Origin of the sequence: Enterococcus sp. 22-H-5-01, from assembly GCF_050310005.1 — a bacterium.
Classification (GTDB): domain Bacteria; phylum Bacillota; class Bacilli; order Lactobacillales; family Enterococcaceae; genus Enterococcus_A; species Enterococcus_A hailinensis.
In genome coordinates, this window is record NZ_CP189993.1 from 1,155,770 (window position 1) to 1,179,125 (window position 23,356).

Below are 23,356 nucleotides of genomic sequence, written 5' to 3' on the forward strand. Positions count from 1 at the left end.
CTCACTCATTAAATATGTGCTTATTAATCTATTTACGTTGTTTATATGCTTTTAACGTGTATAATAGGTTGTGTATTCATCATTCGAATAGATTGCTTCGAATGTAGGTGTAAAAATAATTTAGTAATATGAATAGTAACTACGATCATTCATTATTATTCAGGAGGACTTATGAATCTATCATCAAGACAAGAACAAATCATCGAGATTGTAAAACGCGATCAACCATTAAGTGGTGAAAAGATTGCCGAACATTTAGGAATCTCTCACGCTACTTTGCGGACAGACCTTTCTTTCTTAACGATGGCCGGTATATTAGAAGCCAGCCCCAAAGTTGGCTATACCTATACTGGTGCAGGGATCGAACAATTTTTATTTGATAAGATCTTCTCTGTCAAAGTCGAAGAAATCATGCTGTCGCCCCTTTTGACTCCACAAGATACATCGATTCATGATGCGATCACAAATATGTTTATGTATGATGTCGGATCAATCTATGTGACTGATAATGACCAGCATTTAGTAGGGCTACTATCACGAAAAGATTTGTTGCGTGCGTCGCTGAATAGCAATCTTCAAAATACACCGGTTGCTGTTGTTATGACTCGTGCCCCACACCTTCGGACATGTACCAAAAATTATACCGTTTTAGAAGCTGGTGCTGTTTTATTAGATTATCAAGTCGATTCTTTGCCCGTTGTCAATGAGGAAGATCCTAAAAAAGTGATCGGAAAAATCACTAAATCACGGATTTTTAATTATATTATGCAACAAGCAAAACAAACTGAAACCAATCGATAGGAGTAAAAAGAATGAAAAAAAGTGTTCCTTTATACATGATTTCTGATTCAGTCGGCGAAACATCACTCAAACTAGTTAATGCTGTAACAGCACAATTTCCAACTGTCGAATTTGACTTGTCTTATCGCTTTCCTTTCACCAAAGATGAAAAGGAGCTTCACAATATTCTCAGCGATGCATTAAAAGATGGTGCAGTCGTCGTTACTACTTTAGTGAGCGAAAACCTAACTAAGATCGTCGAAGATTTTGGTGAGCGGACAGGATTGCAATACATCAATCTAATGAGTTCATTTATGGACATCATTTACCAAAAATCTGGTGTTGCACCAATGCGTAAAGCTGGTGTCGTTCATAAATTAAATCAAGAATATTTCGATCGTGTCGCTGCAATTGAATTTGCGGTCAAATATGATGATGGTAAAGATGCAAAAGGCTTTTTAGAAGCTGACTTAGTTCTTTTAGGAATTTCTCGGACTTCTAAAACACCCTTAAGCATGTATTTAGCAAATCAACGTTTAAAAGTTGCGAACTTACCGTTGATCCCTGAAGTTCCTTTACCAGAACAAATCAAACATGTTCCAAAAGAAAAAATCATTGGTTTAGTCATTGAACCTGATGTGCAGAAAAAAATTCGCATGAGCCGCCTGCATTCATTAGGCCTAGCTGAAAATTCTCGTTATTCTGATATCAATCGGATCAAAGAAGAAGTTGATTATGCTTTAAGCGTTTATGATGAATTAGGTGCCTTCACTTTAGACGTCACGAACAAATCGATTGAAGAATCTGCTACTTTGATTTGCGAACATCTAGACAATAACTGGCACGATTAGGAGGAGCTTATGCTATCGACCCGTGAAAAATATTATCAAATGTTAGAAAAAGAATTTAGTAACCCTGAAGCAATCATGACCGAATTAATCAACTTAGAAGCGATCATGCATCTGCCAAAAGGAACCGAACTTTACATCAGTGATATTCATGGGGAGTTCACTGCTTTTGATCATATTCTGCGAACGGGAGCTGGAAATACTAAAGAAAAAATCAGCTTATTATTCGGTGATCGTTTGACTGAACACGAGAAAAATAAATTGGCGATCCTGGTTGCTTATCCGAAAGAAGCACTAAAAGATGCGCACTTTTTTTCTCACAAAGACCGTTCATGGTACCGCAAAAAAATCCGTCAATTACTAGAGCTATTAGCTTTTTGTTCCACTAAATATACACGTTCTAAGGTGCGCAAAGCATTGCCGAAACAATATGCATATATCATTGAAGAATTGATGTACACGGATACGAGTTACCATGATCAGGCAGCCTATTTTGATCAAATATTGTCCCACTTATTAGATTTAAATCAAGGTGGAGTATTTATTACCGCTCTTTGTCAAAGTATCCAACGCTTAGTGGTAGATCATTTACATGTCGTTGGTGATATCTATGACCGTGGGCCAGAAGCAGATAAAATTCTCGATAAGCTAGCCAAACGTCCTTCTTTAGACATCCAGTGGGGCAACCACGACATTTTATGGATTGGAGCATATGCGGGTTCGAGAGCATGCTTGCTGACATTGCTTAGAATTGCGGCACGCTATAATTATCTATATGAAATCGAACAAGCCTATGCATTGAATCTACGACCTTTATTTATGTATGCTGAAGAACACTATCAAAAAAATCCAAGCTTCAAACCTAAAGGCAGCAGTGATCAATACTTGATTGAAAGTAGTGATAGTTTAGAAAAAGTCCACCAAGCCTTGGCTATTCTTCAATTTAAATTAGAAGGCCAATTGATCAAACGGCAACCAGAATTTGAAATGGATGATCGTTTACTATTAGAGAAAATTGATTTCAAAGCTGAGACGATTGAACTAAATGGTAAAGAATATCCGCTACAAGGTGGTTGTTTCCAAACGATCCAAGCAGACGTCCATGCCTTGACTGAACAAGAAGAATATGTGGTCGATATGTTATTGTCATCTTTTCAACAATCGATCAAGATGCAAGAACACATCCAATTATTATTAGATAAAGGGTCGATGTATCTAGTTTATAATCAACACCTATTATTCCATGGCTGTTTACCTTTGAAAAAAAATGGTACTTTTCTTCCTTTAAATGTTGCTGACCATGCCTATACCGGAAAAGAATTATTGATTTTTTTCGAAGAAAAAATTCGTTTAGGCTGTCAAAAACAGCACACGGATAGTTCAGAAGCGGACTGGATCTGGTATTGTTGGTCTGGAAAAATCTCACCACAATTTGGTAAAAGTGCCATGACTACTTTTGAACGTTACTTTATCGCTGATCAAGCAACGCACAAAGAAGTCAAAAATCCTTATTATCAATACCGAGACACACAAGAGACTTGTAAAATGATTTTAGAAGAATTTGCGTTGTATTCGCCAAACTCTCGCATCATCAATGGACATACACCGATCAAAGTAAAAAGCGGCGAATCACCAATCAAAGGTGATGGAATACTTTTTGTTATTGATGGTGGTTTGTCAAAAGCTTATCAAAAAACGACCGGCATCGCAGGTTACTCTTTGCTGAACAATTCCTATGGCTTTCAACTAGTGACCCATGATCCGTTTGAATCGAAAACTTATTGCACAAACAAACCGATGAGACCTCTTTGAAACGAGTGATCGATCGTGAGCTTACACGAAACATGATCAAAGACACGACAGTTGGTGAAGGACTGCAAGAACAAATTGATAATCTAAATGGTTTATTAGCCTATCAAACAAAGAAAACAGATTTCATCTAGGATTGATGGAATCTGTTTTTTTCGGTATATTGAACGCGAGGTGAAAAAATGATTGCAGCTTATATCAATATTCTATTTATTTTTATTTTAATGTTTATCGGCTATTTTTTAACCTATAAACAGTGGTTTTCCAATCAAATCGGTGATGCTTTTTCCAAACTCGTTTTACAGATTGCCTTGCCGTGTAATATGTTTTTAACGATCACGAAAAATTTTTCACGTGCTGAATTTTTACAATTAGTGAGTGGAATGATCATCCCACTGTTGTCCATGTTACTGACGTTTGTGATCAGCTTTCTTTATCAGCGGGTCTTCAATATCTCTCCACATCGCCGAGGAACTTTTTCTACAATGTTTACTTGTTCAAATACGATTTTTATCGGATTACCGATCAACTTAGCGATTTTTGGTGAACGAGCAGTCCCTTATGTATTGCTTTATTATATTGTCAATACGACGATTTTTTGGACTTTAGGTATTTATTTTATTGCTCGCGATAATCCTCAAATCGAACAAGCAACTGTTAATTTTCATTTGCTGCCTATCTTAAAAAAAGTCTTCTCACCTGCACTAATGGGATTTTTATTAGGCCTTTGTCTTGTTTTATTAAATCTTTCGGTTCCCGACTCTTTCGCTACTTTTTTAAGTTATCTAGCTAATTTGACTACACCACTATCGATGTTCATCATTGGGATCATCGTTTACAATGTTGGAATCAAAAATTTAACACTCAATAAAGATATCATTGGTGTATTACTCGGTCGGTATGTGCTTTCACCTTTGATCGTATGGCTATTAGGTCAATGGATCTCAATTTCACCTTTGATGCTTTCTGTATTTATAATCCAATCAGCCATGCCAGTCCAAAATTCAGTCCCGATTTTAGCCCGCTCGTATCAAGCCGATCAACCTTTTGCGGCTTCTGCTTTAGGCTATTCGGTTTTACTCTACTTGGCGTATATTCCTCTGTTGCTTAAATTGATTTTATAAAAAATGCCTTCGAGTAATAACACTCGAAGGCATTTTTTTATTTAGTCATAATTTTATCGATGCTAGCTAAAGCATTAGCCATGTGCGCGATAATCGCTAATTGATTTAAACGATTGTCACGAATCTTTTCATCTTCGACCATGATCATCGTATCATTGAAATAACGTTCGATTACTGGACGTAAATTAGTCAATGTTTGATAATTTTCAGCCATACTTTGATTGGCAAATTCATCTTTGGCTTCTTTGACAGCGGCATATAATTCTTTCTCGCTATCATTTTCAAAGAGTGCTGGGTCTACTTGATAAGTAATCGTAGTCGGTTCCATTTTCTTTGTTAAATTAATGACACGCGTCAAAGCTTCCATCGTTTCTTTGAAATTATCATCACTGATATGTTTCTCAAAAATTTGTGCAGATTGGAAAATTTGGACCATATCATCTTGCTCTGATTCTACTACTGCATCGATGATATCATGGCGCACATGATGCATTTGTAGACGTTGGCGTAAGCGACCTTTGAAGAATTCAATAAATTCTTTTTGATCACGATTGAAATGGATTCCATAATTCAATTCATCTTCATTAATAGCATCAACTACAGCTCCTTGAAGATCTGTGAATGGGAATGTCCATCCTTGAGCTTCAATGATCCGAACAATTCCATATGTTTGACGACGTAACGCATAAGGATCGTTTGAACCGTTTGGAATCATATCAACCGCAAAGAATCCTAAAACACTATCTAATTTATCTGCAATAGCTAGAACAGCTCCAATTGCTGTTTGCGGCAATTCACCTTCGGCAGAGATTGGTTGGTAATGTTCACGAATAGCTGTCGCAACGGCTGTTTTTTCGCCTTTTAACAATGCGTATTTTTCACCCATGATCCCTTGTAATTCTGGGAATTCACCAACCATATTTGTTACTAAATCAAATTTATAGATTTCAGCTGCACGTTTTAAATCGGTTAGTTCTTCGGTGCTTAGGCCGATCCGTTTCCCGATGATTTGGCTGATCAATCCGACCCGTTTCATCTTTTCATACATGCTACCGATTTTTTCATGGAACGTTACATTTTTTAATTTTTCCACTAAATCTTCGATCGATGATTTTTTGTCTTCTTCATAGAAGAATTCACCATCTTCTAAACGGGCTGCCAATACTTTTTGATTGCCTTTCACGACATTGTCTAATTTGACACTGTTCCCATTACGGACAGAAATAAAGTGCGGCAATAACATCCCTGCTTGATTGCGAACTTCAAAATAACGTTGATGTTCTTTCATTGAAGTTACCAATACTTCTTCGGGGATCGACAAGAAGCGTTCTTCAAAGTCGCCGACAAAAGCCGTTGGATACTCCACTAAGTTAGTTACTTCTTCTAATAATTCTGGATCTAAATCAATGACCCATTTATTTTTTTCAGCGATAGCTTCGATTTGTTCTCGGATCATTCGTTGACGCTTTTGTGCATCCGCGATCACGAATTGTTCAGTTAATTTCACATCATATTCGCTTGGATCAGCTAATTCTACTTGGTCACCTAAGAAACGGTGGCCTTCAGTTGTACGACCAGTTTGAACGTCTAGAACTTCAAATGGAATCACTTCTTCATCTAGTAAAGCGACGATCCAGTGGATTGGACGAATGTATTCAAACATCGTTTCGCCCCAGTGCATCATTGTTGGGAAATTCAATCCTTTAACGACATCCACAAGCCCAGTCAATACTTCTTTGCTTTCTTTACCATGGATATATTTCGTTACATAAACATATTCCACACCATTCAATTCACGAAAAGTGATTGCTTCTGTTGTTAGTCCTTGGCCGCGAACAAATCCTTGGGCCGCTTTGCTCCAATTGCCTTCAGCATCTAAAGCAATTTTCTTAGCTGGACCTTTTACTTCTTCTTGGACGTCTTCTTGACGTTCTGGAATATTCGTTACACGAATTGCCAAGCGACGAGGAGTAGAAAAACTTTCGATCGATTCAAAAGTTAGACTATTGTCAGTCAGAAATTTCGTTACTTTTTCTTCTAATTGTTTGCTACTTGGCCAAACCACATGGGCTGGCATTTCTTCTAAACCGATTTCTAATAATAGATTTTTCGCCATCTTATTTGCCCTCCTGATTCAATAATGGGAAGCCTAATTTTTCACGTTCTGCGACAAATATTTTTGCTACTGCACGAGCCATATTACGGATGCGAGCTAAGTAACCCGCACGTTCTGTAACAGAAACAGCTCCGCGAGCATCTAATAAATTAAATGCATGGCTGCATTTTAAAATGTAATCATACGCTGGATGTACTAAGTTTTCATCGATACAACGTTTCGCTTCAGTTTCAAATTTATCAAAATTTTCTAGCAACATTTCTTGATTGCTTTCTTCAAATGAATATTTTGAATGTTCATATTCTGGTTGTTTGAAGATTTCACCATATTTAACACCTGAACTCCATTCTAGATCGTAGACACTTTCAACTTCTTGGATATATGAAGCTAAACGTTCTAAGCCATACGTGATCTCAGAAGTGACCGGGTGGCATTGTAAGCCGCCGACTTGTTGGAAATAAGTGAATTGCGTGATTTCCATTCCATCTAACCAAACTTCCCAACCAACACCAGCACAACCCATGGAAGGATTTTCCCAGTTATCTTCCACAAAACGAATGTCATGTTCTAAAGGATCGATGCCCAATAAACGTAAACTTTCTAAATACAATTCTTGGACATTCTTTGGTGAAGGTTTCATCACGACTTGGAATTGATGATGTTGATACAAACGGTTTGGGTTTTCACCATAGCGACCATCTGCCGGACGACGAGAAGGTTCGACATAAGCGGCACGCCATGGTTCAGGACCGATCGCACGTAAAAAAGTATACGGGCTCATTGTTCCCGCTCCTTTTTCTGTGTCGTAAGCCTGCATCAGCATACAGCCATTATCTGACCAAAATTTTTGTAACGTCAAAATCATTTCTTGCACCGTTAATTTGCTCATTTTGTTTCCTCCTATAAATTTTCTATGTACGTGATCGTTCCAGTTGTTTGAATGAATGGACGGTTAGATAAAAACAAAAAGTCCCTATGCCGAAAAATCGACATAGGGACGTATTATCAACGCGGTTCCACCCTACTTCCAAGCAAGTAATACCTGGCAGCTTTATTCATGTGTGCTCACAAACGCCAATACAAATCTGTTTCCATGTTAGGCTCTCACTATCCCTGACTCGCTATGATTTCCACAAATTTTAAATTTGATCTTCGCACCTATTCAACTTGTTACTATAATAGCGACACCAGACCCCTTTTGTCAAATCATTCATCAAATAAAATGGACTAGTTGAAAAATTGAACCGATTTACTATTATTTTTTTTGCTATACTAAACGTACTATTTTAATTATCTGCCATTCTAAATCAACGAAAGGTGTCTATGGAATATTTTCAAAAAAGAAACGTTGGTTGACTTATTATATCATTCTTTTTTTCGGAAGCTTCATCATTCAGTGGCTCTTTGAATTATTTACTAATGATTGGTCGAGCAAAATCTTTTTCAAGCTGATCAGTATGCTAGCTTTTCTAGTACTTACTTATTTACTTGAGTTCAACTTTTTTATGTCCATTTATCTACGCATCACTGCGTACATCTTTTATTTGTTTATTGTTGGAACGTTTGCTTCACTTGTTTTATATCAGAATCCTGTTTCTGACTTATCAATTTTCGTTTATTTCTTTTTATCTTTTATCGGTGGTATACTTTGGAGCATTATTTTTGCACTATTTAAAGAAAGAAACATAAGCTTAGAAGCCTCAATAGACTTTAAGCTTATGTTTCTTCTTTTGGTTTTAAAACATCTTGCCACTCACTCATTTGATCAATAAATTTTTTACTCTTCAAATGCAGACCGATAGATTCATCATATAATTGATCTAATGTTTGGCGGATCGCTTTTTTGGTTTCAGGTTTTAAATTGATCGTATTGATAGCATCATAATTGATACTATTAAACATGCGAATAAAATATACTGCTCGTGGATCTGCATGATAACGATGTGGATCCATTGACCAATGTTCCTGGCATAATACCCCACTATATTTTGATGAATAGTCAAAAGCACCGGTCGTTTTTCCACATACTCCGCAGCGCTGCCAATTCAAAGCGACACCAAAACGTTGCATGATCTGAACTTCAAAAATATTCATGATCGTTTCGCCATCAGCTCCATCATTCATTCGTTGGAGCGCATCTTTTGTAAATCCATACAATGCTGGATCATAAATATGGTCTTCAATAGCTGCATCTGCTAACCCTAAAATATAAGAACCGTACGCATTTAAAAAGATATCTTCTTGCAATTTACGCAACGGCTGTATTTCTTTGGCACTATTCAAAAATGACAATCCATCTGTTTTTAAATTTCCAATAAAAACAGCTTCAGTAAATGGTTGGATCGCTGTTTGCAATGGATTATTCGCCCGATGAGCACCTTTAGCAAAAAACATGACTTTGCCCACGGATTCTGTAAATATCTTGATCAATTTGTCCTTTTCCTTATAATCTCGACTAAACAAAATCATTCCTCTTGTTTCACCGATTTGAGCCATGTCAGTTCACCTTCCTCAAGTAAGAAAAAAGGCTGTGACACTACGCCACATCCTTTCCTCCGATCAAATCATTTTTTAGCGACTTAATAATCGTCTTTTCGATAACCATAATCTTGTAGGTAAGTTTGTTTATCGCGCCAATCCTTTTGGACTTTAACCCAAAGCTCTAAATAAACTTTATCCGCAAGCAATGTTTCAATATCTTTTCGGGCTTGGATACCGATATTTTTCAGCATCTTACCACCTTTACCGATAATGATTCCCTTTTGACTTGTTCGTTCAACAATGATCGTTACTTGAATATGAACTTTATCATTCTCATCACGTTTCATTGAATCAGTAACAACTGCCACTGAATGAGGAACTTCGTCTCTTGTTAATGTTAAAACTTTTTCACGAATCAATTCAGAAACAATAAAGTATTCTGGGTGGTCGGTAATTTGATCATCTGGGAAATATTGTGGACCTTCATCCATTTGGTCTACTAATGCATCTAAAAGATGTTCAACATTGTTTCCTTCGGTCGCTGAGATTGGAATAATTTCTTTGAAATCCATGATTGTCCGATAATCATCAATAATGGCTAACAGAGCATCTGGATGAACCGTATCGATTTTATTGATGACTAGATAAACCGGGACTTCCTGTTTGCTTAAACGTTCCAAGATGAAATCATCTCCGCGTCCACGTTTTTGATCTGCGCTGATCATGAACATGATCGCATCTACTTCCCGCAACGCACTGTAAGCCATCTCTACCATATAATCGCCTAAACGATGTTTTGGTTTATGGATTCCGGGAGTATCGATAAAAACGATTTGTGCTTCAGGAATCGTATAGACTCCCTGAATTTTGTTTCTAGTTGTTTGAGCTTTATCACTCATGATCGCGATTTTTTGACCTACGATGCGATTCAATAATGTTGATTTACCGACATTTGGACGACCAACGATGGCTACGAAGCCAGATTTATGTTCTGTCATAAATAAATTCCTTTCGTTTAAGAAAGACTTTACGATTTACGCACGTACGCTTTCGTAAAGCCTAATACTGCAAATTCATGTGGGCTAAAAAAATTTAAAGAAAAAGCTTGATGATTTTAGGCAGAAAAATGATCGCACCTACGATTGCTGAGAAAGCCGAGGTTACTAATACTGCTCCAGCAGCCATATCTTTGATTTTTTTTCCGATTGGATGAAAATGAAAATCCGTGACCATATCAACAACATTTTCAAAGATCGTATTGATGATTTCCACTATCCAAACAAGAAAAACCGCTAAAAAGATCCATAACCATTCTAATACAGAAACGCGAAGTAAGAAAGCGACCAAAATCGCCATTAGACCAAACACAACATGCGCACGCATATTTCGTTCTTCCTGAAAAACCGTTCGAATACCTTGTAACGCAAATTCTAAAGAAGTGATAAAATGCTTATTTTTCTCTGTTTTATCTTTTAAGTCCATAGGCATCTAATATCTCTTTCTGTAGACCAAACATCTCTTTCTCATCTTCAGGCGTCATATGATCATAGCCATTGATATGCAGGAATCCATGAACGGCAAGAAAACCTAATTCGCGATCGAAGCTATGGCCATAATCTTCGGCTTGTTCTTTGGCACGTTCAATCGAAATCATGATGTCTCCAAGGTTCCGGGGCATTGGATTTTCTTCATCCATGATAATCGGAACTTCACCTTCACCTTCTTCTTCTAAGGCAAAGCTGATCACATCTGTTGGTGCGTCCTTTCCACGATAATCACGATTGATCACTTGGATCGCCGCATTATCCATAAAAGTCACCGACATTTCTGTATCCTTCGGCAACGCTAAATGATCCGCCGAAAATTGTAAAATACTATCGATTTCTTGGATTTTTTCCTCAGAGACTTGCTCTGTTTCATCAATAAAAGTTATATCCATTATGCTTCTCCTTTATTCTCTTGCTCTTCTTTCATTTTTTCAGCTTCTGATTTCATTCTTGGGTATTTGATCCTTGAATGGAATGTAGAACTCAAGCCGCTGATCAATGATTTTTCAATGATTCGAATCTCTTTTAAGGTCAAACCCGACTCATCTAGTTGGCCATCGCTGATTCGTTCTTCAATCAAGTTATGCACAAACTCTCTGATCTTTTCGATGGATGGATGATCCATTGCTCGGACAGCTGCTTCACAACTATCCGCAATATTAACCACACCAGCTTCTCGTGTCTGTGGTTTAGGCCCCGGATAACGAAACTCTGCCTCAGTTATCTCTGGGTTTCGTTCCTTTGCTTTGAAATAGAAGAATTTCATTAACGTTGTTCCATGGTGTTGACAACAAATATCGATCACCATTTGAGGCATATTATATTCTTTTAAAATTTTTGCCCCTTCGATCACATGTCCAAAAATAATCTGTTTGCTATCTTCTGGTAATAAGAAATTATGTGGATTCTCTGCTCCAGTCGGCAAGTTTTCGACGAAAAAGTTCGCATGACGAATTTTTCCAATATCATGATAATAACAAGCAACTCGTGTCAGCAGTGAGCGACCGCCAATTTCAGCAACCGCATTGGCACTCAGATTGGCTACCATCATAGAATGATGGTAGGTTCCAGGTGCCTCTTCTAACAATTGTTTCAACAGCGGATGGTTCGGATTACTTAATTCATTCAACGTAATCACTCCACTGTCTGTTACTAATAATTCGATATATGGCTGTAACCCCATCCCCATGGTGAAAGATAAAATGCTGGCAGCTACTGCACTTAACAATAGCCCCCACGTTTTACTATCCGCAAAAGATAATCCTTGATAAACACTCAAAACAACGGACCAAACAATCGGAAAAGCCACGATCCATAAAAGCGCTTGTTTGATTTGATCAGATAATCGTTGTTGTTTGACCATAATAGCTAGGATTCCAGAAAAAATATATGTCATCAAAATGACTGGCAACATATTGGTTCCCACAGCGCTATAGTAGATCAATAGTGCGAAAGCCGATTGGAATACAGCTGATAATGCTCCTGCCCTGCGATTAACAAACACCGTTAAAATCAGCGGCATAAATGCAGCCGGGAAAAATAATGCCAAATTATTCGCATTGCTATTTTGAAGGACTTGCAAGATTTTCATAATCGAAATACCGATAATCATCGTGGCACTATAAAACAAGACAAAGCGGACACGCTGAAATTCTACATCGAATTGACGACTATAGAACCACAGTAAAACGCTTTGTAATAAGACAGCTAATACCATAGCAATCATCGGAAAAACGGAGGTACTCGAACTTGTTAGTCCTAGTAATTTCAATTTATTGATCGCGTTCGAATCAATCTGACTTCCTTCACGGACGATCACTTCACCTTGGTAGATCATCACTGGCTGAACTGAATCACTCGCTTGTTCTTTTAATTCATCCGTTCGTTTTTGATTCAACGTATCGTTGATCACGATACCCAGATCGATCAAATAACGCATGACTTGATTTGATTGATCGGACAAAGACAATGCTTGAATACTCTCTGACGCTTGCTGCTTATAGCCAGAAAGATCGCTTTGACGAATCCGTTTAGCCATTTGTTCATCAATCAGTTTCAAACTTTCAGTTTCAACTTTTTCTAAATCTGCTGTGCTCAACTGTACAGCGACTTGATAGAATTCATCCGGAAACTGCTGATAGAAAGTAACAGTATCCTGATCTAAACCTTCAAACTTCTTTTTCACTGCCGCTACTCGCTCATCTGTCGTAGGCAGAGGAATCTTTTCCCCATCTTTGGCTTGCGAAACTTTTGTTTGATAATTTTTATCCAACTCGCTATTTGATTTTTCTATCAATGTGATCAATTGACTGATACGATCATGTTGCGTTTGAGCCAAATCAGATTGATAGGTGTATTCTGGTGTCACTGCTTCTTCTGCTAATTGCCGTTTTTGCTCTGTTTCAGCTTTGTTTTCAATCGTTTTGTTGGCACGGATACTTTCCGTAGCTACTTGTCCCTCTTTGTAGTCAACACTTTTTTGGATGACACTTGTCATCATGATCAAGATTAAAATAAGCGAAAAAATCCCCAAAATGATCGAAATAAACTTTGAACCCAACTTTTTCAGCAAGTTGTTGATTGGTCGATTTAACATCCCATTCCTCCTAACTAGCCTTTGTTGTTCTTCAAGTTTTCATGCTCATACGCTTCAATGATTTCTGCGACAACGGGATGACGAACGACATCTCCAGCTTCAAAACTTACAAAACGAATTTTTTTGATTCCTCGTAATGTTCGTTCTGCATGGATTAAGCCGCTTAGTTGCCCTTTCGGTAGATCGACTTGTGATGTGTCACCATTCACGATCATCTTAGAATTGAAGCCTAAACGAGTCAAGAACATTTTCATTTGTGAGATCGTCGTATTTTGCGCTTCATCCAAAATGACGAATGCATCATCTAAAGTACGGCCACGCATATAAGCAAGTGGCGCAATTTCGATTACTCCACGTTCTAATAAACGATTCGTATGTTCCATCCCAAAAATTTGATGTAGTGCATCATACATTGGACGTAAATACGGATCGACTTTCTCCTTTAAATCTCCTGGTAAAAAGCCCAAACTTTCTCCCGCTTCCACTGCCGGTCGAGTCAAAATAATTCTTTGGACTTCTCCTTTTTTCAAAGCTGCAATTGCCATGACGATGGCCAAATATGTCTTACCCGTCCCAGCTGGTCCGACACCGAAAACAACATCGGATTTTCGAATTGCTGCAATGTAACGACTTTGTCCAATATTTTTAGGCCGAATTGGTTTACCATTACGATCTTTTAACAATTCTTCTTCATACATCATTACAAATTCGTCTAAATGATTGTCACGCCCTAAACGTAGTGCCGTCATTACATCGGGTGTGGCTACTTTAATCCCGCGATCGATCAAAATTTGTAACGCACGAATGATCTCCACTACCAACTTAACTTCCTCTTTAGGTCCGATAATCTGAATGGTCTCACCGCGTGTATTGATCGTTGTCTCGGTATTGTCTTCTAAAAATTTTACATGTTTATCATGGGTTCCCAAAAGCATACTGATGTCGTCTTTGCCATCAAGCTTTATTTCTAACGACTCAAAATCGTTGTTATTCAACAAGCGTTCTCCCCTTCGTTTCATCACTTCCTTCCTATAATACCACACTCTAAATAAAAGAAAAATTGTCTAAACTTTTACTAAAAAAATCATAAACTCTTTAGTTATTTAAGTATGAGATTATTCAAAGTTTTATAGTTTTTTACACCGACAAAAAAAAGCCGAGAGAAAATTCTCTCGGCTCATGATTGCTGCTATTGTAGAAGCTCTTTAACGATTGCATTAACTTGATTGCCATCGGCTTTGCCTTTGACTTTCGGCATCACTGCACCCATCACTTTACCAAATTCTTTTGATGAAGTCGCTCCTGTTTTTGTAATTGCTTCTTGAACAATTGCACGAATCTCAGCTTCTGAAAGTTGAGCCGGCAGATATTTTTCAACAATTACGATTTCCTTTTTGACTTTATCAGCCAAATCGGTGCGATCAGCTTTTTCAAACTCAGTCAAAGAATCACGACGTTGTTTCATCTCACGAGATAAAACGGTCAATTCTTCTTCATCATCTAATTCCTGACCTTTTTTGATCTGCTCATTTTGAATCGAAGCTTTAAGCATCCGGATCACTTGCAAAGACTCTTTATCCTTTGCTCGCATCGCTTGCTTCATGTCTTCATTCAAGGTAGTAAGTAGTGACATCGAATCACTCCAATCACAAACTAGAATTTCTTACGTTTTCTAGCTGCTTCTGATTTTTTCTTACGTTTCACGCTTGGTTTTTCATAAAATTCACGTTTGCGAGATTCTTGTAGAGTCCCTGCTTTTGAAACGGAACGTTTGAAGCGACGAAGAGCATCGTCAAGAGATTCATTTTTACGAACCACTGTTTTTGACATATAAATTCCCTCCCTCCGGGCTTGAAATGTAACCGTTTTTGTTATTGAAATGTACTTTCAAAAAACAAGACCGTCCATAACTCATTATATCTAATGGGCTATTTTGAGTCAAGGTGCCCGATGATTTTAATTTTTAATTTATTCATTAAGTTTTTGACAATTTTCACAGCGTCCAAACAATTCAAAACGGTGTCCTTCGATCTCACATCCGCTTAATTGCTCTTCAAAGAAGTTCATTGGGCACATGTGGATCTCTTTAGTCTTACCACAAACCGTGCAAATAAAATGATGATGATGATCAAAATTCCCGCTGCAGCTAAAACGGAATTTCATTTCTCCCTGCAGTTCAGTGTCTTCAATCAAACCAATCTCACAAAATTCTCTCAAGTTACGATAAACTGTATCATAGCTTAAACCCGGAAATTGTTCATTCAAGTAATCATAAACTTCACGAGCAGATACATATCGATTACGTTTGATCAAATAGTCTAATAATGTCTCACGTTTTTTTGTATATTTAAAACCATTTTCTTTTACCTTTACTAAGGCTTTTTCCAACAACGTCGTCTGTTCCATAATATCCCTCATTTCAAGTGTAATGATTCCGAACAACCTGTATGGTATAATAGATTATTATCGATTGCAAGGGGGAGTACTTTATGGACAGTGAAAAACAAAATGACTTAGTCACTATTTTTATCATCTCCGATTCTGCTGGAGAGACTGCTTCTAAATTAGCACAAGCTTCGATGGCACAATATCCGACCGTTGAATTTTGTTTGTTTCGACGAACCTTTATCCACAGCGAAGAATTACTTATGAAAGCATTAAACGATGCTAAAGCAGAAAATGGCATGATCATTTATACATTGATCGATCCAAAACTTTCAAAAATCGCGCAAGAATTTTGTGCTCATGAAGATTTATTCACGATGGATCTACTAAATCCTGTAGTCAATGAAATCGGAAAACGTGCTCAACTCGATCCTTCTGGTGAACGCGGTGCCTTACACCATTTAAATGATAATTATTTCAAGCGAATCAAAGCGATGGAGTTCGCTGTAAAATACGACGACGGAAAAGATCCGCGTGGTTTTCTAGAAGCAGATGTCGTGTTACTAGGCGTTTCACGGACTTCAAAAACACCTTTAAGTTTATATTTAGCTAATAAAAATTTAAAAGTAGCGAATCTGCCCTTGATTCCTCAAGCACACATTCCAAAACAATTATTTGAAATCGATCCGAAAAAAATTGTTGGCTTGACCAATGATCCTGAAGTGTTGATCGGTATCCGTAAAGAACGCATGCGTGCTTACGGCCTGAATCCTGAAACAGCCTATTCCGATCGTGAAAAAATCCAAGCTGAATTAAAATTTGCTCATGACCTTTACCATAAATTAGGCTGTGAGATTATCAATGTAGCAACACTTTCAATCGAAGAAACAGCTGCCATGATCATGAATGCTTTAAATCTTGACGATCACAGCTATTACTTTATGGAAGAAGATGCAGAAAGCTGAGCCTATTATGCTCTCAGCTTTCTCTTTTTTTGTCTTTGACGAATCTCCGCTAATTTATACGGCGTTAATTGATAAACATCATTCAACCAATTATGATAAAACAAATGCGCATGTGCCCGCCAATAATTATTGATTTTCCCGTCTTCATAATAATTTTCTGGTGGATCCGTAGGGATTCCTCGTTCATGATCCCGAAGATATTCTTTAGCTAAAGTATCTGTTCCATACTCAAAATGTCCCAACATAAAAATGTCATGTTCGTCTTCTGATATTAAAATTGCCGACTGTTCCCACTGATCTTTTGCCACGACTTTGATGGGGCTTTGTTGGACTTGAGCTTCATTGATACCAGTATAACGTGATTGCGGCATCCAAAAGCGATCATCAAATCCACGGAACAGCCGATGATCAGATTGTAGTTCTTGTTGGAAGATTCCAAATAATTTTTGTTTAAAAGGGACTTTTTCAATTCCAAAATGATGATACAACCCTGCTTGAGCGCCCCAACAAATATGGATCACCGAAGTAACCGCTTCTTGGCTCCACTCCATGATTTCTACTAATTCTGGCCAATAATCCACTTCTTCGAAAGCTAATTGTTCGATTGGCGCACCAGTGATGATCATTCCATCGTAACAAGTCGCTTTGATTTGCTCAAATTCCAGATAATATTTCGCTAGATGTGTTTTATCTGTATGTTTGTGCTGATGCGATTGAATTTTTAAAAAATCAACTTCGATCTGTAATGGGCTTTGACTAATCAAGCGTAATAAATCGATCTCCGTATTGATTTTTTGCGGCATCAAATTTAAAACCAATAATTTAAGCGGACGGATATCTTGTTTCTCCGCACGTGAATTATTGATAGCAAAAATATCTTCTGTTTCTAATATTTTTTTAGCTGGAAAATCTGTTTCCAAACGAATTGGCATGTTCTATTCCTCCATTACTAACGATTAATAAAAAAATCCGTCCTTTCAATATATGAAAGGACGGATTTTTCCGTGGTACCACCTTGGTTCAATGCACTTTTAAGAACATTCTCTTGTCGTATTGCTACGTACAGCTATATCGGGCTTTCCCGTGTCTTTAGCTAGACAAATACTCCCAGACCATCTTCCAATTGACTGCTGCTGCTTTTTCTCAGCGTACCAAAGCTCTCTGTCGAGTCCAATCAACTGTACTCTTCTTTTCTACGTATTTTAAAATATTTGAACGCCCTCTTTTTCAATTGAAAGGACTTCGATCGTTGCTTTTCCATCGACGCCTTTCAAAGCACGTACAAGTTTTTTAGTTTTTTCGGGTGCTGATAAAACTAACACGGTTGGACCTGCACCGCTTAAAAAGCTGCCATAACCCCCATAGACTTTACAGATTTTACGGATATCAGCTAAATGAGGAACCAAACGCAAGCGATATTTTTCATGCAAAATATCGCGTTCCATCATTTTTCCAGCTAATGGCAGATTGCCATTTAAAATTGCCGCGATCATGACATTTCCGATTGAGCTAGCCTTGACCGCATCACGATAACTCATTTCCGTTGGTAAAACAGCACGACTGTTAGCCGTCAATAGTTCATGATCAGGAATGTAGGCAATCACATCGCATTCAGGAAAATAATGTTTTACAAAATTGACTCTGCCTTCGTTATAACTTGCAACTACAAAATCCCCGCAAATAGCTGGTGCAACATTGTCTGGATGGCCTTCGATTTTTGTCGCATAAGCAACTTTTCGCTCGGTCGTCATACCTAAATTTCCTAAACGATTGGCTAACTCAATCCCCGCAACGACAACTGAAGAACTACTGCCCAATCCACGAGCGATTGGAATATCTGAAGTCATCGTCAAATAATGTGGTTTTAAATGCGGAGCTAACTCTAATGCAGTTTTGATCAATAGATTATTTTGATCAGAAGGAATTGATGCCCCTAATTGATGTTCGATCTGCCATTGGTTTGTTTCATGACCGATTTCAATCGTTAGATATTGTGACAAGGCAATCCCACAAGAATCAAAACCTGGACCTAGATTAGCACTCGTTGCAGGGACTCTGATTTTCATAGCGCCGCCACTCCTTCACGCAGATGTCGACGCATATCCTCAAGGTCACTCATTTTGTTAATTTTGATTGTTGTTTGATTAATCGCAGTATCGGGATCTTTTAAGCCATTTCCGGTAAAAACAGTAACGACGGTTTCTCCAGGTTTGATCCGACCGTTTTTCACATGTTGGATGACTCCTGCTAAAGAGGCTGCCGAACCCGGTTCAACAAAAACGCCTTCTTGTGAGGCAACTTTTCGATAGGCATTTAGTATTTCGTCATCTGTAACTGAATCAATATACCCGTTTGATTCGTCACGAGCATTCTCTGCGAGTGTCCAACTAGCAGGATTACCGATCCGGATTGCCGTCGCCACTGTTTCCGGGTTTTTAATAGTTTTTTTCTGAACGATGGCTGCAGCGCCTTCTGCTTCAAAACCATGCATCCGTGGTAGATCAGTTCCTTTTTTTGTATGCCATTCTTTGAAACCTTTCCAATATGCTGAAATATTTCCAGCATTCCCCACTGGAATCGCCAAAACATCTGGAGCCATTTCTAATTGTTCACATATCTCGAAAGCCGCAGTTTTCTGCCCTTCTAAACGATAAGGATTTACTGAGTTGACTAAAGCAACAGCCTCAGTTTCTGCGATATCACGAACTGCTTCTAAAGCTTCATCAAAATTTCCAGGGATCGAAATGATATCTGCTCCATAAGCAATTGCTTGAGCTAATTTTCCTAACGCAATTTTTCCATCAGGAATCACTACATATGCTTTGATCCCTGCGCGTGTCGCATAAGCTGCTGCCGCCGCACTGGTATTTCCCGTTGAAGCACAAATGATAGCTTTTGCACCCTCTTCTACTGCTTTGGCTACTGCCATGACCATGCCACGATCTTTGAATGAGCCGGTAGGGTTGAGACCTTCATATTTCCCATACAGTTCGATCCCTAATTCTTTTGATAGATTCTTCAATGGAATCAATGGAGTATTTCCTTCAGCTAATGCTAGTTGAGGCGTATTTTCAGTAATCGGTAAATAGTCTTGATATTTTTTTAATAATCCTTCATACATAATTATTCCCCCATAACTTTCATTGATGATAACAAAGTAAAACCTTTTTCCTCATTAATTGCTTTTTTGATCGCTTCAATGTTTGTTTCCGACGTTTCATGGGTCACTAAAACAACTCGAGCATTTTTACTTTGACTTTTTTCTTGCACTACTTGTTCAAAACCGACTTTTAATCGTGTCAGGATCTCAGCTAATTTTAAAAATTGTCCTGGTTCATCCGGCATTTCTAACGATAAAAAATATTTGCTCATAATTTTATTTGCCGGAATCAACTTAGTTGGTTGCGTGTACTCAGTAAAACGATGGCCAATCGTATCGAGTTGGATTTTGTTTACGATCGTCATTAAGTCAGCTACGATGCTTGTTGCTGTAGGTCGAGCGCCTGCTCCAGGGCCATAATACATCGATTCACCAATACCCGAGCTTTTAATAAAGACAGCATTCATTTCATTATGGATCGATGCTAATGGATGTGTGCTAGGAACTAAAACGGGACTTACTTCTACAGCAATGCCGTCTGTTCTTTTGATGGTTGAGCCGATCAATTTTACTGTATAGCCTAATTGTTCTGCTGTCACCACATCGGCTGCTGCCAAACCGCGAATCCCTTTGATCGTTACTTGATCCATTTGAACAGTCATTCCAAATGCAAATTTACTTAGTATGATCATTTTATACGCAGCATCGATACCATCTACATCATTGGTCGGGTCGCTTTCAGCAAAACCTAAACGCTGGGCTTCTGCTAAAGTTTCTTCATAAGTCTGATGTTCTTGCACCATTTTAGTTAACATATAATTAGTCGTTCCATTAACGATCCCTAAAACTTCAGTGATCTCATCAGCGGCTAAACTATTTGCGATCGTCCGTAAAATGGGAATACCGCCAGCTACACTAGCTTCATAATAAAGATTGCGATGTTGTTCTTGCGCTAACGCAGCCAATTCACTACCATACTGGGCAATCAAATCTTTATTCGCTGTCACAACATGTTTTCCAGCTAGAAGAGCTTGTTTGATATAACTTTTAGCCGGTTCAATTCGTCCCATGACTTCCACAACTATCGTGATTTCCGGATCATTCAAGATGGATTCTAATTCAGTCACTAATTCTAATTGATATTTTTTTGCTAACTTTTTTTTGTTTTCATCTGGGCGAACCAAGGCTTTGGTTACGGTTAGCGGACCACTGATGCTGTTTCTGATTTTTTCTTGATGATCGGATAAAATTTCTAAAACACCAGTCCCTACGACACCTAAACCTAGTAAGCCTACATTGACCGCTTTTTCCATAATCCGCCTCCAATTAGATTGCATTATCATTAAATCTATCATTTATTTTTAATATTTAGCTATCAGTATAACAAAAAAAGACTAAAAAAAAAGAGCTTTTCCGAAAAAATCGGAAAAGCTCTTTTTTATTGATGTAAAACGTGACGAAATGTTTGTTCTAATACATCTAGAACATGCTGGTCATCAAGACTGTAAAGCATCGCTTTGCCATCTCGACGGGCTTTCACTAATCGATTGTCGCGTAATAGTTTTAACTGATGGGAAACGGCAGACTGTTCCATCATTAATGTTTCACTGATAGAAGAAACATTTCGTTCCCCTTCTTTTAAAAACATCAAAATTTTTAATCGTGTTGGATCACCCAAAATTTTAAAAAATTGACTGACCGCTTGAAATTCCTCGTGTTCCTTCATTTATAGCCCTCATTTACTCAGTGAGTTTGCGAATAGCGGCTTCATAAGCAGCAATTTTTTCAGTTGCAGCTTCATGTGAATCCCCTTTTACTCCGATATAAAATTTGATTTTTGGTTCGGTTCCAGAAGGCCGAATCGCTAACCACGTTTCGTCAGCCAATGTATATTTCAATACATCTGAAGCTGGCATATCGATCGCTGATTCATTTCCTTTGGCATCGATCGTTTTGGATGCTTGGAAATCTTCTGTCATGACGACAGCTACATCAGCAAAAGATGTTGGTGCATCTTTGCGTAAATTCCCCATGATCGTTTTGATTTCTTCGGCACCTTTTTCACCACTTAATGTCACTGAAATTGTTTTTTCAGCGTAATAGCCGTATTCTTCAAAAATTTCTTGTAAGCCATCATAAAGTGTTTTTCCTTGTTTCTTATAATAAGCAGCTACTTCTGCTAAGAGAACTAATGCTTGGATCGCATCTTTATCACGAACAAAAGATTTAATCAAATAGCCATAGCTTTCTTCAAAGCCAAACATGAAAGTTTGTGAATGATCATCTTCGTATTGTTGGATTTTTTCAGCAATAAATTTAAACCCAGTCAACACATTGACCATTTTTACTTTATAAGCATCAGCAATCGTCGTTGCTAACTCACTAGAAACGATTGATTTTAGTACCACAGCATTTTCTGGTAATGTTCCCGCTTGCTTATGTGCTTCTAAAATATAGCGAATCATGATGGCTCCAATTTGGTTTCCAGTCAAGACTTCATAACGTCCATCAGGTAAGCGAACGGCTGCGCCTAAACGGTCAGCATCAGGGTCAGTCGCGATCAATAGATCCGCATCTTCTTTTTCACCTAACTTGATGGCATATTCAAAGGCAGAATGTTCTTCTGGATTCGGTGACTTCACAGTTGAAAAATCAGGATCAGCAATTGCTTGTTCTGGGACTAAGACGAATTTTTCAAATCCTGCTTGTTTTAATGCTTTTTCACCTAACATTTTCCCGGTTCCATGCAATGGTGTATAAACTAATTTAAGTTCTTTACCCATTCCATCGATCAGCGCTTGATTGATCGTTACTGATTTGATTTCTTTCAAATATTCTTGATCGACTTCTTCACCAATAATATTGATCAAACCGCTGTGTTTCACTTCTTCGTCTGATAGTACTTCTACTTCTAGAGGGTTTTCTACCTCACGAACGAATTTAGTCAATGCATCTGCATCTTCTGGGGGCATTTGCCCGCCGTCTTCACCATAAACTTTATAGCCATTGTATTCAGCCGGATTATGCGAAGCCGTGATCATAATACCTGTGAAGGCATTTTCATAACGAACCGCAAAAGATAGTTCAGGAGTAGGTCGTAGACTTTCGAATACGAATGACGGAATATCATGTTTTGCTAATGTTTTTGCTGCTTCCATTGCAAATTCTGGTGACATATGACGTGAGTCATACGCAATCGCTACACCGCGACGTTTTGTCTCAGGATCTTGTGTATCCATGAAACGAGCCAATCCTTCTGTCGCTTGACGAATAGTGAAAATATTCATTCGGTTGACACCAGGACCTAATATTCCACGCATCCCTGCCGTTCCAAATTCAAGTTGTTTATAAAACGCATCTTTCTTTAATTCTGGGTCGCTGTCTAAATCTTGTAATTCTTTACGCATTTTTTCATCTAATTTATCTGAGTCAATCCATTGTTCATAAACTTGTTCCCAAGACATGAAACACACCTCTTTCAAAATATTCTTACCTGTAAATTATACCATTACTGTTATATTCAGCAAAGAAAACATCTACAAATTAGATATTTTAAATTATTCTGCCGCTATTTTACTCAACTGCTTTGTTTTTTCAATAATTAA

General features: G+C 38.0%; 21 protein-coding genes, 1 pseudogene and 1 other annotated feature. Of the genes and pseudogenes, 5 read left to right on the forward strand and 17 right to left on the reverse strand.

The genetic code is table 11. The features are described 5' to 3' along the window. Positions 1-171: 171 nt before the first annotated feature. The 4 genes and pseudogenes from ACQKTA_RS05935 (at position 172) to ACQKTA_RS05950 (ending at position 4,561) form a co-directional block, all read left to right on the forward strand. Positions 172-801, forward strand: a complete 630-nt coding sequence (locus ACQKTA_RS05935; protein WP_427813111.1) for a helix-turn-helix transcriptional regulator — start codon at positions 172-174, stop codon at positions 799-801. 11 nt (positions 802-812) lie between these two features. Continuing rightward, complete coding sequence (locus ACQKTA_RS05940; RefSeq protein ID WP_332581145.1) at positions 813-1,631, forward strand: pyruvate, water dikinase regulatory protein; 819 nt, start codon at positions 813-815, stop codon at positions 1,629-1,631. Between the two features lie 9 nt (positions 1,632-1,640). Next, a pseudogene (locus ACQKTA_RS05945) lies at positions 1,641-3,571 on the forward strand (fructose-1,6-bisphosphatase). A gap of 48 nt (positions 3,572-3,619) precedes the next feature. Next, positions 3,620-4,561 carry an AEC family transporter gene (locus ACQKTA_RS05950; protein WP_427813112.1) on the forward strand — a complete coding sequence of 314 codons (942 nt, stop codon included), beginning with the start codon at positions 3,620-3,622 and terminating at the stop codon, positions 4,559-4,561. Positions 4,562-4,598: 37 nt separating this feature from the next. Here the strand turns inward: ACQKTA_RS05950 and glyS are convergent, their stop codons facing one another. The 11 genes from glyS to ACQKTA_RS06005 all read right to left on the reverse strand — a co-directional run bounded on the left by glyS (position 4,599) and on the right by ACQKTA_RS06005 (position 15,707). Next, complete coding sequence (glyS, locus tag ACQKTA_RS05955; protein WP_427813113.1) at positions 4,599-6,677, reverse strand: glycine--tRNA ligase subunit beta; 2,079 nt, start codon at positions 6,675-6,677, stop codon at positions 4,599-4,601. A gap of 1 nt (position 6,678) precedes the next feature. Beyond that, positions 6,679-7,566 (reverse strand): glycine--tRNA ligase subunit alpha, encoded by an 888-nt coding sequence (gene glyQ, locus ACQKTA_RS05960; protein ID WP_427813114.1) that lies wholly within the window; start codon positions 7,564-7,566, stop codon positions 6,679-6,681. An 827-nt stretch (positions 7,567-8,393) separates the two neighbouring features. Further along, positions 8,394-9,173, reverse strand: a complete 780-nt coding sequence (gene recO / locus ACQKTA_RS05965) for a DNA repair protein RecO (protein ID WP_427813115.1) — start codon at positions 9,171-9,173, stop codon at positions 8,394-8,396. 83 nt (positions 9,174-9,256) lie between these two features. Next, on the reverse strand, positions 9,257-10,156 hold the full coding sequence (era, locus tag ACQKTA_RS05970) for a GTPase Era (RefSeq protein ID WP_427813116.1): 900 nt from the start codon (positions 10,154-10,156) through the stop codon (positions 9,257-9,259). Between the two features lie 94 nt (positions 10,157-10,250). Further along, entirely contained in the window at positions 10,251-10,646 is a 396-nt protein-coding gene (locus tag ACQKTA_RS05975; RefSeq protein WP_332581138.1) for a diacylglycerol kinase family protein, read from the reverse strand. After that, positions 10,624-11,097, reverse strand: coding sequence for an rRNA maturation RNase YbeY (gene ybeY, locus ACQKTA_RS05980; protein WP_427813117.1), 474 nt, complete (start codon positions 11,095-11,097; stop codon positions 10,624-10,626). The genes ACQKTA_RS05975 and ybeY overlap by 23 nt, the downstream gene beginning before the upstream one ends. Further along, positions 11,097-13,301 carry an HD family phosphohydrolase gene (locus tag ACQKTA_RS05985; protein WP_427813118.1) on the reverse strand — a complete coding sequence of 735 codons (2,205 nt, stop codon included), beginning with the start codon at positions 13,299-13,301 and terminating at the stop codon, positions 11,097-11,099. Before ACQKTA_RS05985 ends, ybeY begins: the two co-directional genes overlap by 1 nt. Positions 13,302-13,315: 14 nt before the next feature. Further along, positions 13,316-14,320: a PhoH family protein gene (locus ACQKTA_RS05990; protein ID WP_407855463.1), complete on the reverse strand. Its 1,005-nt coding sequence runs from the start codon at positions 14,318-14,320 to the stop codon at positions 13,316-13,318. Positions 14,321-14,490: 170 nt separating this feature from the next. Then, complete coding sequence (locus ACQKTA_RS05995; RefSeq protein WP_332581134.1) at positions 14,491-14,934, reverse strand: GatB/YqeY domain-containing protein; 444 nt, start codon at positions 14,932-14,934, stop codon at positions 14,491-14,493. A gap of 20 nt (positions 14,935-14,954) precedes the next feature. Further along, entirely contained in the window at positions 14,955-15,131 is a 177-nt protein-coding gene (rpsU, locus tag ACQKTA_RS06000) for a 30S ribosomal protein S21 (protein ID WP_002356740.1), read from the reverse strand. A 138-nt stretch (positions 15,132-15,269) separates the two neighbouring features. After that, positions 15,270-15,707, reverse strand: a complete 438-nt coding sequence (locus ACQKTA_RS06005) for a Fur family transcriptional regulator (RefSeq protein ID WP_427813119.1) — start codon at positions 15,705-15,707, stop codon at positions 15,270-15,272. An 83-nt stretch (positions 15,708-15,790) separates the two neighbouring features. Here ACQKTA_RS06005 and ACQKTA_RS06010 point away from each other — a divergent pair, with 83 nt between their 5' ends. Then, complete coding sequence (locus tag ACQKTA_RS06010; protein WP_427813120.1) at positions 15,791-16,651, forward strand: pyruvate, water dikinase regulatory protein; 861 nt, start codon at positions 15,791-15,793, stop codon at positions 16,649-16,651. Between the two features lie 5 nt (positions 16,652-16,656). Here the strand turns inward: ACQKTA_RS06010 and ACQKTA_RS06015 are convergent, their stop codons facing one another. From ACQKTA_RS06015 to ACQKTA_RS06040, 6 genes are all read right to left on the reverse strand, one after another. Further along, on the reverse strand, positions 16,657-17,583 hold the full coding sequence (locus ACQKTA_RS06015) for a homoserine O-succinyltransferase (RefSeq protein ID WP_427813121.1): 927 nt from the start codon (positions 17,581-17,583) through the stop codon (positions 16,657-16,659). A gap of 53 nt (positions 17,584-17,636) precedes the next feature. Beyond that, positions 17,637-17,856, reverse strand: a binding site (T-box leader). Further along, on the reverse strand, positions 17,854-18,717 hold the full coding sequence (gene thrB, locus ACQKTA_RS06020; protein ID WP_427813122.1) for a homoserine kinase: 864 nt from the start codon (positions 18,715-18,717) through the stop codon (positions 17,854-17,856). It overlaps the preceding feature by 3 nt. Further along, positions 18,714-19,772 carry a threonine synthase gene (gene thrC / locus ACQKTA_RS06025; RefSeq protein WP_427813123.1) on the reverse strand — a complete coding sequence of 353 codons (1,059 nt, stop codon included), beginning with the start codon at positions 19,770-19,772 and terminating at the stop codon, positions 18,714-18,716. Before thrC ends, thrB begins: the two co-directional genes overlap by 4 nt. Before the next feature lie 2 nt (positions 19,773-19,774). Further along, on the reverse strand, positions 19,775-21,064 hold the full coding sequence (locus ACQKTA_RS06030; RefSeq protein ID WP_427813124.1) for a homoserine dehydrogenase: 1,290 nt from the start codon (positions 21,062-21,064) through the stop codon (positions 19,775-19,777). 125 nt (positions 21,065-21,189) lie between these two features. Next, on the reverse strand, positions 21,190-21,477 hold the full coding sequence (locus ACQKTA_RS06035) for an ArsR/SmtB family transcription factor (protein ID WP_071857553.1): 288 nt from the start codon (positions 21,475-21,477) through the stop codon (positions 21,190-21,192). A 13-nt stretch (positions 21,478-21,490) separates the two neighbouring features. Next, on the reverse strand, positions 21,491-23,215 hold the full coding sequence (locus ACQKTA_RS06040; protein ID WP_427813125.1) for a phospho-sugar mutase: 1,725 nt from the start codon (positions 23,213-23,215) through the stop codon (positions 21,491-21,493). Positions 23,216-23,356 lie beyond the last annotated feature (141 nt).

What these genes read in the sequence shown, in the direction of transcription:
- ACQKTA_RS06040 (WP_427813125.1), bottom strand. Translation starts at nt 23,215, where the DNA reads ATGTCTTGGGAACAAGTTTATGAACAATGGATTGACTCAGATAAATTA.
- thrB (WP_427813122.1), bottom strand. Translation starts at nt 18,717, where the DNA reads ATGAAAATCAGAGTCCCTGCAACGAGTGCTAATCTAGGTCCAGGTTTT.
- thrC (WP_427813123.1), bottom strand. Translation starts at nt 19,772, where the DNA reads ATGTATGAAGGATTATTAAAAAAATATCAAGACTATTTACCGATTACT.
- ACQKTA_RS06010 (WP_427813120.1), top strand. Translation starts at nt 15,791, where the DNA reads ATGGACAGTGAAAAACAAAATGACTTAGTCACTATTTTTATCATCTCC.
- ACQKTA_RS05985 (WP_427813118.1), bottom strand. Translation starts at nt 13,301, where the DNA reads ATGTTAAATCGACCAATCAACAACTTGCTGAAAAAGTTGGGTTCAAAG.
- ACQKTA_RS06030 (WP_427813124.1), bottom strand. Translation starts at nt 21,064, where the DNA reads ATGGAAAAAGCGGTCAATGTAGGCTTACTAGGTTTAGGTGTCGTAGGG.
- ACQKTA_RS06015 (WP_427813121.1), bottom strand. Translation starts at nt 17,583, where the DNA reads ATGCCAATTCGTTTGGAAACAGATTTTCCAGCTAAAAAAATATTAGAA.
- ACQKTA_RS06035 (WP_071857553.1), bottom strand. Translation starts at nt 21,477, where the DNA reads ATGAAGGAACACGAGGAATTTCAAGCGGTCAGTCAATTTTTTAAAATT.
- ACQKTA_RS06005 (WP_427813119.1), bottom strand. Translation starts at nt 15,707, where the DNA reads ATGGAACAGACGACGTTGTTGGAAAAAGCCTTAGTAAAGGTAAAAGAA.
- ACQKTA_RS05935 (WP_427813111.1), top strand. Translation starts at nt 172, where the DNA reads ATGAATCTATCATCAAGACAAGAACAAATCATCGAGATTGTAAAACGC.
- ACQKTA_RS05975 (WP_332581138.1), bottom strand. Translation starts at nt 10,646, where the DNA reads ATGCCTATGGACTTAAAAGATAAAACAGAGAAAAATAAGCATTTTATC.
- era (WP_427813116.1), bottom strand. Translation starts at nt 10,156, where the DNA reads ATGACAGAACATAAATCTGGCTTCGTAGCCATCGTTGGTCGTCCAAAT.
- ACQKTA_RS05940 (WP_332581145.1), top strand. Translation starts at nt 813, where the DNA reads ATGAAAAAAAGTGTTCCTTTATACATGATTTCTGATTCAGTCGGCGAA.
- ACQKTA_RS05990 (WP_407855463.1), bottom strand. Translation starts at nt 14,320, where the DNA reads ATGAAACGAAGGGGAGAACGCTTGTTGAATAACAACGATTTTGAGTCG.
- glyQ (WP_427813114.1), bottom strand. Translation starts at nt 7,566, where the DNA reads ATGAGCAAATTAACGGTGCAAGAAATGATTTTGACGTTACAAAAATTT.
- ACQKTA_RS05995 (WP_332581134.1), bottom strand. Translation starts at nt 14,934, where the DNA reads ATGTCACTACTTACTACCTTGAATGAAGACATGAAGCAAGCGATGCGA.
- glyS (WP_427813113.1), bottom strand. Translation starts at nt 6,677, where the DNA reads ATGGCGAAAAATCTATTATTAGAAATCGGTTTAGAAGAAATGCCAGCC.
- ybeY (WP_427813117.1), bottom strand. Translation starts at nt 11,097, where the DNA reads ATGGATATAACTTTTATTGATGAAACAGAGCAAGTCTCTGAGGAAAAA.
- ACQKTA_RS05950 (WP_427813112.1), top strand. Translation starts at nt 3,620, where the DNA reads ATGATTGCAGCTTATATCAATATTCTATTTATTTTTATTTTAATGTTT.
- recO (WP_427813115.1), bottom strand. Translation starts at nt 9,173, where the DNA reads ATGGCTCAAATCGGTGAAACAAGAGGAATGATTTTGTTTAGTCGAGAT.
- rpsU (WP_002356740.1), bottom strand. Translation starts at nt 15,131, where the DNA reads ATGTCAAAAACAGTGGTTCGTAAAAATGAATCTCTTGACGATGCTCTT.